This is a genomic window from Pseudonocardia nantongensis, from assembly GCF_046546495.1.
GTDB classification, from domain to species: domain Bacteria; phylum Actinomycetota; class Actinomycetes; order Mycobacteriales; family Pseudonocardiaceae; genus Pseudonocardia; species Pseudonocardia nantongensis.
This window is the reverse complement of record NZ_JBKGXT010000002.1, coordinates 186,258-199,336: the sequence shown is the minus strand read 5'-3', so window position 1 is coordinate 199,336 and position 13,079 is coordinate 186,258. Positions and strand designations below refer to the sequence as shown.

The 13,079-nt window shown below is 76.5% G+C and carries 10 protein-coding genes; 2 read left to right on the top strand and 8 right to left on the bottom strand.

Annotated elements, in window-relative coordinates; genetic code table 11:
• Window positions 1–88 precede the first annotated feature (88 nt).
• A complete protein-coding gene (locus tag ACLFMI_RS02895; RefSeq protein ID WP_410946300.1) occupies window positions 89–928 on the top strand; it encodes an LLM class F420-dependent oxidoreductase in 840 nt (279 codons plus the stop codon).
• A gap of 194 nt (window positions 929–1,122) precedes the next feature.
• Here ACLFMI_RS02895 and ACLFMI_RS02890 read toward each other — a convergent pair whose 3' ends face one another.
• Entirely contained in the window at window positions 1,123–4,725 is a 3,603-nt protein-coding gene (locus ACLFMI_RS02890; RefSeq protein ID WP_410946126.1) for an ATP-dependent helicase, read from the bottom strand.
• 45 nt (window positions 4,726–4,770) lie between these two features.
• Here ACLFMI_RS02890 and ACLFMI_RS02885 point away from each other — a divergent pair, with 45 nt between their 5' ends.
• Window positions 4,771–5,052: an MGMT family protein gene (locus tag ACLFMI_RS02885; protein WP_410946125.1), complete on the top strand. Its 282-nt coding sequence runs from the start codon at window positions 4,771–4,773 to the stop codon at window positions 5,050–5,052.
• A gap of 118 nt (window positions 5,053–5,170) precedes the next feature.
• Here ACLFMI_RS02885 and ACLFMI_RS02880 read toward each other — a convergent pair whose 3' ends face one another.
• The 7 genes from ACLFMI_RS02880 to ACLFMI_RS02850 form a co-directional block, all read right to left on the bottom strand.
• Entirely contained in the window at window positions 5,171–5,938 is a 768-nt protein-coding gene (locus ACLFMI_RS02880; protein WP_410946124.1) for a putative protein N(5)-glutamine methyltransferase, read from the bottom strand.
• A 37-nt stretch (window positions 5,939–5,975) separates the two neighbouring features.
• A complete protein-coding gene (locus ACLFMI_RS02875) occupies window positions 5,976–6,677 on the bottom strand; it encodes a sirohydrochlorin chelatase (protein ID WP_410946123.1) in 702 nt (233 codons plus the stop codon).
• Window positions 6,674–7,876 (bottom strand): uroporphyrinogen-III synthase, encoded by a 1,203-nt coding sequence (locus ACLFMI_RS02870; protein ID WP_410946299.1) that lies wholly within the window; start codon window positions 7,874–7,876, stop codon window positions 6,674–6,676. The genes ACLFMI_RS02875 and ACLFMI_RS02870 overlap by 4 nt, the downstream gene beginning before the upstream one ends.
• Window positions 7,877–7,994: 118 nt before the next feature.
• Window positions 7,995–8,402 carry a nitrite reductase small subunit NirD gene (gene nirD, locus ACLFMI_RS02865; RefSeq protein WP_410946122.1) on the bottom strand — a complete coding sequence of 136 codons (408 nt, stop codon included), beginning with the start codon at window positions 8,400–8,402 and terminating at the stop codon, window positions 7,995–7,997.
• Complete coding sequence (gene nirB, locus ACLFMI_RS02860) at window positions 8,399–10,954, bottom strand: nitrite reductase large subunit NirB (protein WP_410946121.1); 2,556 nt, start codon at window positions 10,952–10,954, stop codon at window positions 8,399–8,401. The genes nirD and nirB overlap by 4 nt, the downstream gene beginning before the upstream one ends.
• Window positions 10,951–12,453 carry an FAD-dependent oxidoreductase gene (locus ACLFMI_RS02855; RefSeq protein ID WP_410946120.1) on the bottom strand — a complete coding sequence of 501 codons (1,503 nt, stop codon included), beginning with the start codon at window positions 12,451–12,453 and terminating at the stop codon, window positions 10,951–10,953. Before ACLFMI_RS02855 ends, nirB begins: the two co-directional genes overlap by 4 nt.
• Before the next feature lie 224 nt (window positions 12,454–12,677).
• A complete protein-coding gene (locus tag ACLFMI_RS02850) occupies window positions 12,678–13,076 on the bottom strand; it encodes a hypothetical protein (protein ID WP_410946119.1) in 399 nt (132 codons plus the stop codon).
• Window positions 13,077–13,079 lie beyond the last annotated feature (3 nt).

The window sequence follows — 13,079 nt, the reverse complement described above, 5'->3', positions numbered from 1 at the left end:
CTCGCGACGACGCCGCGGATCGCTCCGCGGTGGGAGCCGTCATCGTAGAACCGGGAATGATCGCGCCCGCGCGGTGGTAGTCCCGGACATGGACATCACGATGGGCCGGTACGGCATCTGGCGGCACGAGACGGGGCTCGGCCCCGATCTCGCGAAGGAGATCGAGTCCCTGGGCTTCGGGACGGTGTGGATCGGCGGCTCCCCCTCGGGCGACCTCCGGCTCGCCGAGGACATGCTCGACGCGACCGACTCGCTGGTCGTCGCGACCGGCATCGTGAACATGTGGTCCACCCCGGCCGACGAGATCGCCTCGTCGTACCACCGGATCGCGGCGAAGCACCCGGACCGCTTCCTGCTCGGCGTCGGCGTCGGGCACCCGGAGGCCACCAGCGACTACACCCGCCCGTACGCGACGATCGTCGAGTACCTGGACCGCCTCGACGCGCTGGGCGTCCCGGTGGCCGGCCGGGCGCTCGCCGCGCTCGGGCCGAAGGTGCTGGACCTGGCGAAGGACCGCAGCGCGGGCGCGCATCCCTACCTGACCACACCGGACCACACCGTGTCCGCCCGCGAGCGGCTCGGCGCCGGGGTGCTGCTGGCGCCGGAGCACAAGGTCGTCCTGGACACCGATCCGGACGCCGCCCGCGCGCTGGGCCGGCCGGCGGTGCGCAAACCGTACCTGGGCCTGGTGAACTACCGGAACAACCTGGCCCGGCTCGGCTGGGCCACCGCCGACATGGACGACGGCGGCAGCGACGCCCTGATCGACGCCCTGGTCGCGCACGGCACCCCGGAGCAGGTCGCGGCCCGGCTCGACGCGCACCTCGCCGCCGGCGCCGACCACGTGTGTGCGCAGGTGATCACCGCCGGGATGCGGGACCCGGAGCCCGATCTGCGCCGGCTCTCCACCGCCCTCGGTCTGACCTGACCCGCGTCCCGACACCGCTCGCCCCTCGCGGGCGCACGCTTCTCGCCGTAGGTCGGCCTCGCAGGCCGTTCCCGGACGCCGCACCCTGTTACCGCGCGGCGCACCCCTTCACCGTCCGGCGCACCCGTCGCGACGGGTGCGTCGCGAGGTGACGGGGTGCGGGGCACGCGGGAACGAGGTGCGGCGCCGCCCTCTCAACCGTCCACCACCGTGCGGCCCGTCTCGACGGCCGGGCAGCTGCTCCGGACCGGGCAGCGGTCGCAGTCCGGGCCCGCGCGGGCCACGAACGCCGCGCCGGCCGAGTCCTCGGCGCACTGCATCAGCACGTCCCGCCAGTGCCCCATCTCCTCCGGCCGCAGCGGCTGCTGGCGGGGCTCCTTGGCCTCGCCGCCTGCCTTCCGGTCGGCCAGGAACAGCAGCCGTGCGCCGCCCGGGCCGGCCTCCGCCCCGGCGACCGAGTCGAACGCCCCCAACGCCGCCGCGAGCTGGTAGACGGCGAGCTGGTGGTGCTCGGCGGTGGCACGGGCCGACGTCGCGGTCTTGCCGGTCTTGACGTCGACGACGACCGGCCGCCCCTCGTCGTCGCGTTCCAGGCGGTCCACCCGCCCGCGCAGCCGGACCCGCCGCCCGGACGGCGCGGGCTCGTCGGCAGGCGGCCCCGGCTCGCCGGTGACGGCCACGGGCTCGTCGGGCGGCGGGTCGCCGTCCAGGTCCAGCTGCACCGGCTGCTCGACACCGACCAGCTCCAGTCCCTCGGCGCGACTGCGCCGGACCCAGTCGTCGAACGCGGCGAGCATGTCCCGCACCCGGTCCAGCTCGCGGCGGGAGAACCAGGGCGCGCCGGCGTCGAGGCGGCGCCACGCCGAGCGCAGCGCCTCCTCCAGCTCCACCGGATCCGCCCCGGACGCGCGGGCCTGCACCAGCGCGTGCACCAGGGTTCCGGTGACCGCGGACAGTGCCCCGGTCTCGTCGCCACCGTGCCGGGTCAGCACCCAGCGCAGCGGGCAGCCGGCGATCGTCTCGACGTCCGACGGCGAGATCGGCACGAGCTCCCCGTCGGCGCGTAGCGGCGCGGTGTCGGAGACCTCGGGCAGGCCGTACCAGTCGTCCGGGTGCGCGCCGGGGACGCCGTCCGCGGCCAACCGGGCGAGCTGGGTCGCGGCCCGCTCGCGGCGGGCGACGCGGACGGGGTCGCCGCCGTCCGGCGCTGTGACGACGCGGCGCAGCTCGCCGACCAGCTCGGCCATCACCAGCGACCGCTCGGGCTTGTGCACGGGCCGGGCCTCGGCGGCGTCGGCCGGGCGCGGGTCGAGCTCGTCGAGGAAGCGCGAGGGCTGCTCGTCCTCCGCCTGTACCGCGCTGACCAGCAATGTCTCCCGGGCGCGGGTGCACGCGACGTAGAACAGCCGCCGTTCCTCAGCCAGCAGCGGCGCGGTCCGCGACACCGCAGAGCCCGGCTCGGCGACGCCGGCGACCAGGTCCACAAGCTGCTCGTGGCCGAGCAGGCTGCCGCGCAGCCGCACGTCCGGCCACGCCCCCTCCTGGACACCGGGAACGGCGACCACCCGCCACTCGCGGCCCCGGGCGCCGTGCGCGGTGAGCAGCTCGACGGCACCGCCGCGCGGCGCCTGCGGGGCCAGGGTCTCGCCCGGGAGCTGCTGGTCGGTGAGATATTCGAGGAACCCGCCGACGTCCGCCCCGGGCAGCCGGTCGGTGTAGCGGGCGGCGGCGTCGAACAGGGCGAGGACGGCGTCGAGGTCCCGGTCGGCGGCCGCCCCACCGGGCCCGCCGCGGGCGCTGGCCTCGCTCCACCGCTTCGCCAACCCGGTGCGCCGCCACACCCGCCAGAGGATCTCCTCGACCGGGTCGCCGTCGGCGATCGCGCGGGCCGCCTCGGCGAGCAGCCGGCCGACGTCCCGCATCGGGGCGGCCTCGGCCGGGGACAGCATCGCCAACGGGTCGGGGCGACCGGCGACGGCGTCGCGCAGCATCGAGACCAGCAGCGGGTCGCTGCTCGCGACGGCCGGATCGGGCGCACCCGGGTCCGGTTCGTCCTCGGCAGGACTCTGCAGGACGGACCGGGGCACGTCGTTCCCGGCCGCGGCGTGCATCCGCAGCAGGCCACGGCGCAGTCGCCGCATCCGCATCGGGTCGCCGCCGCCGAGCGGGGACGTGAGCAGCGAACCGGCCAGATCGGCGTCGATCGAGGACGGCCGCGAGGCCGCCCGCAGCACCAGGAGCAGCGGGACGACGGCGGGCTGGCGCGGCAGCGGCACCTCGTCCGGCGGGGCGACCAGCGGCACCCCGGCGGCCGCGAGCGCCCGGCGCAGCGCGGGCAGGGCACGGCGGGCCGACCGGGACAGCACGGCCATCTCCGACCACGGGACGCCGTCGACCAGGTGTGCCCGGCGGAGCCGGTCGGCGATCCACGCGGCCTCCCCGGACGGGGAGCCGAAGACCCGTACCTGCACCGCCTCCCCGGCCCCGGCGCCCGCCGGGGGCGTGGACGTCGGGGGTGTCGTCGTCGGGGGTGTCGTCGCCGGCGCGCCCGGATCCGCCGCGGCCGCCGCGCCGACGTCGGCGGTGCCGGGGGCGGGCGGCTCGCGATCCGCGCCGGCCGGGTCCGCGCCAGCTGAGTCCGCGCCGCCCGTGTCCGTCTCGGCCGGGTCCTCCGGGTCCGCGCCGGCGGGTCCGTGCCGGTCGCGGGTGGCAGCGGCGCCGGGCAGCTTGCGTGCCAGCCGCAACCCGGCCGTCCGGACGGCGGCGGTCTGCCGGTGGTCGACCCCCAGCAGCTCGGTCGGGGCGTCGATCGCGGAGAGCCCCTGCGGGTCGGCCCCGCGGAACGTCAGCACCGCCTGGTCGGGGTCCCCGGCGAGCAGCGTCGACCCGGCGTCCGCGGCGAGCGCGGCGACCAGCTCCATCTGCTGCGGGTCGAGGTCCTGGGCGTCGTCGACGAGCAGGTGCCGCACCCGCTGCCGCTCCTGGTCGCGCAGGCCCGGGTCCGCGGCCAGCGCGTCGAGCGCGGCGGCGACCAGCTCGGCGGAGTCCAGTGCGGGCGCGGTCGCCTGCGGCGCCCCGCGCCCCGCGGCCCCGCGCAGCAGCGTGACCTCCTCGTAGGTCCTGAAGAACCGGGCTGCGGCGATCCACTCGTCCCGCCCGTGCGCCCGGCCGAGGGCGTCCAGCTCGTCCGGGCCCAGCCCGCGTTCGGCCGCCCGCAGCAGCAGCTCGCGAAGCTCGGCGGCGAACCCGGGCAACCCGAGCGCCGGGTCGAGCCGGTCCGGCCAGCCGGACCCGGGGACGCTGTCGTTCCAGCTCTCGATCTCCCCGGCGAGCAGCTCGCGGACCACGACGTCCTGCTCGGCGGACGCCAGCAGCCGCGGCGGCGGATCCTCGTGCCGCGCCGCGTGCAGCCGCAGCACACCGAACGCGTACGAGTGCACGGTCCGCACCAGCAGCTCGCGGGTGGTGCGGGCGCCGAAGTCCCCGGCGAGGTCGCCACCGCCCGCGGTCAGCAGCGCCGTGAGCCGGCCGCGCAGCTCCTCCGCCGCGCGCCGGGACCCCACCAGCAGCAGCACCGATCCGGGCGGCGCGCCACCACGGACCCGGCGGACGACGGCGTCGAGCAGCAGACTGGTCTTCCCGGTCCCCGGCCCGCCGAGCACCCGCAGCGGCCCGCGCGCGTGCTCCAGCACCCGCGCGGCGGCCCCGGTCCACTCCCGCGGGCCGCGCGCCGCGCCGCCGGTCGCCCGCACCAGGCGTGGGGCGGCGACCTCGGGGGCGCTGCGGGGCGTCGTCACGTACCGATTCGACCACGCCCCACCGACGACGGAAGGATCCGGGGAATGGACGAGGAGACCCTCGAGCGGGTGCGCGCGGTCGTCACCGCGATCCCGCCGGGACAGACGCTCAGCTACGGCGAGGTCGCCGACCTCGCCGGGCTGCGCTCGGCACGGCTGGTCGGCAAGATCCTCGCCGAGGACGGCCACGACCTGCCCTGGCACCGGGTGCTGCGCGCCGACGGCACCGCCGCCCCGCACATCGCCCACGAGCAGGCCGCGCGGTTGCGCGCCGAGGGCGTCCTGATGGTCGACGGCCGGCTGCCCCGCGAGCACCGCCGCCGCTGAGCGCTGCGTGGAGGTGTGCAGAGCAAAGCGGCCCGCTCGGACCGGGGTATAGGCGTCGAGTGTGACGAAACCGCCCTCCGCAGGACGATTTCGTCACACTCGATCCGGCGCGGGCTTCTCAGCGGCGGCCGGTGACCCAGGTGGCGTCGCGGGTGTCGTCGGTGCCGATCTCCGGGACCAGGCCGTGTGCGGCGAACGTCTCCGCCAGCACCGGGGCCTGTGCGGTGCTCGTCTCGATCAGCAGCGTGCCGCCCGGGGCGAGCAGGTCCGGCGCGGCGGCGGCGACCCGGCGGGCGGGGTCGAGACCGTCGTCGCCGCCGTCCAGGGCTGCCCTGGGCTCGTGCTCGCGGGCCTCCGGCGGCATGTCCGCGATCGCGGTGCTGGGCACGTAGGGCGTGTTGGCGACGAGCACCGCGACCCGCCCGCGCAGCCCGGCCGGCAGGGCGTCGGCCAGGTCCCCGGTGTGCACGGCGCCGAGCCCGGCCAGGTTCGCCGCGGCGCAGGCGGTCGCGACCGGGTCGACGTCGGCGGCGTGCAACTCGACCGGTACCCGGCGGGCGATCGCCGCGCCGAGCGCGCCGCACCCGCAGCAGAGGTCGACCACCAGCGGGGACCGCCACCCGTCGAGGAGTGCCACGGCGGCGTGCACCAGCGCCTCGGAGCGCCGCCGTGGCACGAACACCCCGGCGGTGACGCCGATCCGGTGCCCGTCGAACGACGCCCAGCCCAGCAGGTGCTCCAACGGCTCCCCCGCGACCCGGCGGGCCACGAGCTCGTCCCGGACGGCGCCGTCGGCGGCCCCGGCGAGCAACGCGGCCTCGTCCTCGGCGAACACGCAGCCCGCAGCACGCAGCCGCCCCACCAGTGCCGGATCGGTCGTGGTCATCCGGCCATCCTTCCGGTGCCCTGCGGCGGGACGGCCGTCAGGCCGCCCGGACCGACGACGCCTCGGCCGTGTAACGGTCCAGCAGCGCCGCCAGCACGTCGTCGTGCACGCCCAGCGGCTCGGCGACGACGTCGGCACCGGACCCGCGCAGCCGATCCTGGAACACCCCGGGCGCGAGCAGCCAGGAGGCCACCGCGACCCGTTCCCCGGCCCCGCGCAGGCCCTCGACCAGCGCGGACACCGACGGCGTCCCGGTCGCGGCGAACCCGACCCGGACCCGGCGCCCGGCCAGCGTCGACAGCATCCCGGCGGCCCGGCGCACCTCGGCGACCGCGGACGGGTCCGACGAGCCGGCAGCGGCCAGCACGACCGCGTCCCCGTCGGCGTAGCCGGCGGTCCGCAGCCGGTCCAGCGCGGCGCGGGCCAGCAGCCGGTCCGGGCCCATCGCCGACGTCGTCCGGAACCGGGCCGGATCGGCGCCCGCCGCGGCCAGCTGGGCCGGCAGGTCGGTCCGCACGTGGTATCCGGCGGCGAGGAAGGCCGGGACGACCACGGTGCCGTCCTGCCCGGCGTCGCGCAGCGCGGTGACGGCCTCGGCCACCGACGGGCCGCGGACGTCGACGTAGCAGACCTGCACCGGCACCCCGCGGTCCGCGACCGCACCGGCCAGCGCGCGGATCACAGCGTCCGCCGCGTCCGACCGGGATCCGTGCGCCACCAGCAACATCGGCACCGTCACCGGTCGCTCCCCGCATCCCCGGCGACGTCCACGGTGTTCGCAGCGTCCGCGGTGTCCGCAGCTCCGGCGCACTGCCCGTCCTGCCCCGGCTCCAGCGCGAGCCGGTACCCGCGGCGCACCACGGTCTGCACCAGCCCGGGCTCGCCGAGCGCGGCCCGCAGCCGGCCGATCGCGTTCTCCACCGCGTGCTCGTCCTCGGCCCCACCGGGCTGGGCGGCGAGCAGCTCGGCCCGGGACACGACCCGTCCGGGCCGGCGGACGAGCACCCGCAGCAGGGCGATCGGCGTCGGCGGGAGGGCGCGGTACCGGCCGTCGACCAGGACGGCGTGTCCGCGCAGCTCCAGCACGTGCCCGGCGACCGGCAGCCGCCGGGCCCGGTCCGGGACGACCGACTCGCAGGTCCGCACCATCGCGCCGAGCCGGGAGCGCTGCGGCTGCACGGTCGGGACGTCCAGGTCCTCCAGCGGCGCCGCCGTCACCGGGCCGACGCACAGCGCCAGCACCGGTCCGCGCAGCGCGGTCAGCAGCTCGTCGCGCACCCCGCGGTCGTCGGCCCGGGACAGCAGCCCGGCCGCGGCGGGGGCGCTGGTGAAGGACATGACGTCGATGCCGCCGGCCAGCGTGGCGTCGATCAGCCGGTCCAGCGGTCCGAGGTCGGTCGGCGGCGCCCACCGGTACACCGGCACCGTCACGACCTGGGCGCCGGCCATCTCCAGCGCCTCGACGACATCCGGCAGCGCCTCGCCGTGCAGCTGCACCGCGATCCGGCGGCCCTCGACCCCGCGCTCGAGCAGGTGCTCCAGCACCTCGGCGGTGGACTCGGACTCCGGCGACCAGGCGTCGACCAGGCCGGACGCCCGGATCGCCCCGCGCGCCTTCGGGCCGCGGGCCAGCAGCTCGGAGCGGCCGAGCGCGATCAGCAGGCCCTCGCCGAGCCCCCAGCCGTCAGCGGCCTCGATCCAGCCGCGGTAGCCGATCCCGGTCGTCGCGATCGTGATGTCCGGCGGGTCGGCGACCAGGTCGCGGGTGCGGCGCTCCAGGTCGGCGTCGTCGGCGAGCGCGACGATCCGCAGCGCCGGGCCGTGCTGGATCGACGCGCCGCGGCGCTCCAGCATCGTGGCCAGTTCCTCGGCCCGGCGGGCGGCGGTGACCCCGACGGTGAAACCGGCGAGCGGCGGTACGGCGGGCGCGTCCGGCATGGGGTCGGTGTCACGCGCGGCGGAGCGGGTCACCGGTCCTCCGTTCCTCCGGCCGGCCGGCTCGAGCCGTCGGGCGGCGGCGGGTAGGTCGCGTGCGGTGGTGGCAGCGGTCGGGCCCTCACCGTAGCCCGACCTGCACCTGGCCGCCGACGACCCGGACCGCGAACGCGGGCAGGCTCACACCGCCGTCGTCCAGGCAGCGTCCGTCGCGCAGCGCGAACGCCTGCTTGTAGATCGGCGAGGCGACGGTCGGCTCGCCGTCGCGGTCCCCGACCAGGCCCCGCGAGATGACGCCCGCACCGGTGAACGGGTCGATGTTGCCGAGCGCGTGCAACGCGCCGTCGGCGAGCCGGAACAGGGCCACCTGGACGTCCCCCACGAGCGCGGCCGCCCCGCGCCCGGGCAGCAGCCGTTCCAGCGGGCACACCCCGAGCCAGCCGGCGGGTTCCTCGTCGACGCGGGCGGGACCGCGTCGGCCGACCCCCGACGTGGTATCGGAGGTGCGCAGTGCGGGCTGTGCGGTCATCGGGGCGAGACCTCCGGTACTCCGATCAGGACGGGTTCGTCCGGGCGTCCGGCTGCGGGGACGTTCCGGCCGTCCCCGGACACGAACCGGATGCCCGGGTCCGGCGCATCGGGGGCGTTGACGAAGGAGACGAAGCGCTCCAGCTTCGCCGGGTCGGCGAGCACACCGGCCCACTCGTCGGAGTAGGACTCGACGTGCCGCGCCACGGCCGCGTCCAGTTCGGCACAGATGCCCAACGCGTCGTCCACGATCACCGCGCGCAGGTGGTCCAGGCCGCCCTCCATCGCCTCGATCCACGGCGCGGTGCGCTGCAGCCGGTCGGCGGTGCGGACGTAGAACATCAGGAACCGGTCGATCGTCCGGATCAGCGTCGCGGAGTCGACGTCGGCGACCAGCAGCTCGGCGTGCCGCGGGGTGAACCCGCCGTTGCCGCCGACGTAGAGGTTCCACCCCTGCTCGGTGGCGATCACGCCGAAGTCCTTGGACCGGGCCTCGGCACACTCGCGGGCACAACCGCTGACCCCGGACTTGAGCTTGTGCGGGCTGCGCAGTCCGCGGTAGCGCAGCTCCAGCTCGACGGCCATGGCCACCGAGTCCTGCACCCCGTAACGGCACCAGCTCGTCCCGACGCAGGACTTCACGGTCCGCAACGACTTGCCGTAGGCGTGCCCGGACTCGAACCCGGCCCCGACCAGCCGCGTCCAGATCGCCGGCAGGTCCTCGACGCGGGCGCCGAGCAGGTCGATCCGCTGCCCACCGGTGATCTTGGTGTAGAGGCCGAAGTCCCGGGCCACCTCGCCGATCACGATCAGCCCCTCGGCGGTGACCTCGCCGCCGGCGATCCGCGGGACGACCGAGTAGCTGCCGTCGCGCTGCAGGTTCGCCAGGAAGTGATCGTTCGTGTCCTGCAGCGACGCCTGCTCGCCGTCGTGGATGTGCCCGTTGCCCAGGCTCGCCAGGATCGAGGCGACCACGGGCTTGCAGATGTCGCAACCACTGCCCCGGCCGTGCGCCGCGACGAGCGCGGAGAACGAGGTGATCCCGGCGCCCGCGACGATCTCGAACAGCTCCGCGCGGGAGTGCTCGAAGTGTTCGCAGAGCGCCGTGGAGACCTCGACCCCCTGCTGCGCGAGGAGCGTCTTCAGCATCGGTACGCAGGACCCGCAGGTGGTGCCGGCCCGGGTGCACGCCTTCAGCGCGGGCACGTCGTGCGCGCCGCCGTCGATCGCGGCACACAGGTCGCCCTTGGTGACGGCGTTGCAGGAGCAGATCTGCGCGGCGTCCGGCAGCGACCCGGCGTCCGGTTCGGCACCGCCCTTCGAGATCAGCGTGACCGGGTCGTCCGGGAGCGGGGAGCCGACCAGCGGGCGCAACGAGCCGTACCGCGCGGCGTCCCCGACCAGCACCCCGCCGAGCAGGGTGGACGCGTCGTCGGAGACGACGAGCTTGGAGTAGGTGCCCGCGACCGGGTCGTTGACGACGATCTCCAGCGCGCCCTCGGTGGACGCGTGCGCGTCACCGAAGCTGGCGACGTCCACCCCCAGCAACTTGAGCTGGGTGGACATGTCGAGCTCCTCGGGCGCCATCCGGGCCGGGCCGCCGAGCAGCCGGTCCGCGACGACCTCGGCCATCGCGTACCCGGGCGCGACCAGACCGTAGGTGCGGCCCTCCAGCGCGGCACACTCGCCGACCGCCCAGACTCCGCGGTCGGGGGTGCGGCAGCCCTCGTCCACCAGGACCCCGCCGCGCTCGCCGACCGGGAGGCCGCAGCCGCGGGCCAGGCCGTCGGCGGCGCGGATGCCGGCGGAGAAGACCACGACGTCGGCGTCCAGCTCGACGCCGTCGGACAGCGTGGCGACCAGCCGGTCGCGGTCCCCGCGGACCCCGGTCAGCGAGATCCCGGTGCGCACCGCGATGCCCTGCTCGGTGACCAGCCGCCGCAGCAGCGCGCCGCCACCGTCGTCGACCTGGGCAGGCATCAGCCGCGGCGCGATCTCGACGACCTGCGGGGACAGGCCGAGCGATCGCATCGCCCGCGCGGCCTCCAGGCCGAGCAGCCCACCCCCGACGACGACCGCGGACCGCCGTCCGGGCGCGGTCCTCGCGACGGCGTCCGTCGCCGCCTTCTTGATCTCGTCCAGGTCGTCGAGGGTGCGGTAGACGTAGCAGCCGGGCAGGTCCCGGCCGGGTACCGGCGGGACGAACGGGTACGACCCGGTGGCCAGCACCAGCGCGTCGTAGTCGACGGTGCGGCCCGCGGCGGTCCGAACCCGGCGGGCGTCCCGGTCGATCCCGGTGACCGCGTCGCCCAGGTGGTAGGTGACCAGCGGGTCGCCGCGCAGGACCTCGTCGCCGAGCCGCAGCTCCTCCTCCGAGGTGCCGTCCACATACGACGACAGCGCGACCCGGTCGTAGGCCCGGCGGGGCTCCGCGCCGAGAACGGTGATCTCCCAGTCCCCCGCGGTGTCCCGGTCCCGCAGCGCGGCCACCAGGCGGTGCCCGACCATGCCGTTGCCGACGACCACCAGCCGGCTCCTCGTGCGCTCCTTCATGCGGCGTCCTCCTGTGGCGGTTCGACAGCGGGCGGTTCGACAGCGGGCGGGTCGACAGCGGGCGGTTCGGTTGCGGGCGGGCCGGTTCCGGGGTCGGCGCGCTCCAGCCAGTCCCGGATCCCGCAGACGGTGCTGCGGCAGCTGCCGCAGCCGGTGGTGGCGCGGGTGCGCCGGGCGAGGGCATCGATGTCGGTGGCGCCCGCACGCCACGCGGTGACCAGCGCGTTCTTGGTGACGGTGTTGCAGCGGCAGACGACGGTGGTGCCGGGCATCCGGCCCGGCTCGACCGCGGTGGCCGGCTCGCCGGGCAGCGCCCGGCCCAGCAACAGCGCCAGCCGGTCGTCCGGGGCGGGAGAGCCGGAGTCGTAGAAACCGGTGATCGTCGCGGCGGCGTCCGGCAGCCCCACGAGCACGGCGCCGACGATCCGGTCCGCGCGCAGCGACAGGACGCCGTAACGGCCGCGCCGCGGGTCGCAGACCCGGAGCTGCTCGTCGCCCGCGGCGAGCTCCCCGACCGCGGCGAGGTCGATCCCGGTCGCCTTCAGCCGGGTGACCGGACGGGTGCCGCGGTAGCGGGCGGCCGGGTCGGCGCCGGAGAGCAGATCGGCGAGCACCGCGGCCTGCTCCCAGCCGGACTGCACGAGCCCGGCGGCGGCCTCCGAGTGTTGCGCGCAGTCGCCGATCGCGTGCACCCGGCCGTCGTCGGTGGCGAGCCGGTCGTCGATCAGGATCCCGCGGTCGACGGCGAGCCCCGCGTCCGCGGCCAGCGCGGTGTTCGCGCGGACCCCGGTGGCGACGACGACGGTGTCCGCGGCGATCCGGGTGCCGTCGTCGCAGTCCAGGCCGGTGCCGGGGTCCCAGGCCTTGGCCTCGACCCCGCACCGCACGTCGACGCCGAGCCCGCGCAGCGCGCCGGCCAGGACGTCGCCGGCTCCGGGATCGAGCTGGCGTTCCATCAGGTGCGTGCGCGGGTGGACGAGCGTGACGGCGACACCGCGTCCGGTCAGCCCGCGGGCGGCCTCGACGCCGAGCAGGCCGCCGCCGACGACGGCGATCCGCGCGCCCGGCGCGGCCCCGTCGAGGATGCGCGCACAGTCGTCGAGGTCGCGGAACGCGCTCACCCTGGGTGCCGGAGCGTCGCCGGTGCCCAGACCGTCGATCGGCGGGAGCCAGGCCCGGCAGCCGGTGGCGAGCACGAGCTCGTCGTAGGGGTGGGTCGTGCCGTCGTCGGCGTGCACCACGCGGGCGGACCGGTCGATCCCGGTGGCCGCAACGCCGAGGTGCAGGTCGACGTCGTCGACCGCCGGGAGCGCGACCATGTCCGGGCGCAGCCCGCCAGCGAGCACGGTGGAAAGCAGCACCCGGTTGTAGGCGGGGCGCGGCTCCGCCCCCAGGACGGTCAGCCGCACCCGCTCGCCGCCGGGGTCGCGCCGCCGGATCTCCTCGGCGAACCGGGCCCCGACCATGCCGTGCCCGATCACCACTACCCGCCTGCTCATGGGCACCGACGGTAGGAACGACGGATTACGGGGGAACGACCTGCGATGACACCGGCGTTACGAGGTCCTCATTCTCGACGGGGTCTCCCCGTGAGGCGCCCGCCCCAGCCCGCAAACACCCACCGCCGGTCCCGCAAACGCGCACCGGTTCTGCGAACGCGCACCCGATCGGGTGCGCGTTCGCAGGTTACGTGCGCGTCCGCCGGAGCCCGCGGCCTCGCGGGTCAGGAACGGCCCTCGGGGCGGAGCGCAGCCTGGTCACGACCGTCGAGCACCGCGGAGACCCGCCCGGCCCAGCGCTCGTGCGCGGACTGCCGGGTGGTCCCGGCGGCCCGGCCGATCGTCTCCCAGCTGACGCCGATGTGGCGCAGCCCGATCAGGTTCGGCAGCGGGTCGAGCCCGGCGGCCAGGCCGATCCGGAACGCCGCGAGCCGCCACGCCGTCTCCCGGCGGACGGGGGCGTCGGTGCCCTGTTCGGCGTCCCATTCGGGGGTGCCGGGCACGGGCGGGACACCGGCGACCGCATCGGCGCGGCGATCCAGTTCGGCGACGGCGGCCGCGGTGACGGCCTGCGCGTCGGCGGTGATGTCGAGTGCGAGGACACGGTCGAGAATCTCGGGCATCTT

What these genes read in the sequence shown, in the direction of transcription:
- ACLFMI_RS02855 (WP_410946120.1), bottom strand. Translation starts at nt 12,453, where the DNA reads ATGAGCAGGCGGGTAGTGGTGATCGGGCACGGCATGGTCGGGGCCCGG.
- ACLFMI_RS02870 (WP_410946299.1), bottom strand. Translation starts at nt 7,876, where the DNA reads ATGCCGGACGCGCCCGCCGTACCGCCGCTCGCCGGTTTCACCGTCGGG.
- ACLFMI_RS02895 (WP_410946300.1), top strand. Translation starts at nt 89, where the DNA reads ATGGACATCACGATGGGCCGGTACGGCATCTGGCGGCACGAGACGGGG.
- ACLFMI_RS02885 (WP_410946125.1), top strand. Translation starts at nt 4,771, where the DNA reads ATGGACGAGGAGACCCTCGAGCGGGTGCGCGCGGTCGTCACCGCGATC.
- ACLFMI_RS02880 (WP_410946124.1), bottom strand. Translation starts at nt 5,938, where the DNA reads ATGACCACGACCGATCCGGCACTGGTGGGGCGGCTGCGTGCTGCGGGC.
- ACLFMI_RS02850 (WP_410946119.1), bottom strand. Translation starts at nt 13,076, where the DNA reads ATGCCCGAGATTCTCGACCGTGTCCTCGCACTCGACATCACCGCCGAC.
- nirD (WP_410946122.1), bottom strand. Translation starts at nt 8,402, where the DNA reads ATGACCGCACAGCCCGCACTGCGCACCTCCGATACCACGTCGGGGGTC.
- nirB (WP_410946121.1), bottom strand. Translation starts at nt 10,954, where the DNA reads ATGAAGGAGCGCACGAGGAGCCGGCTGGTGGTCGTCGGCAACGGCATG.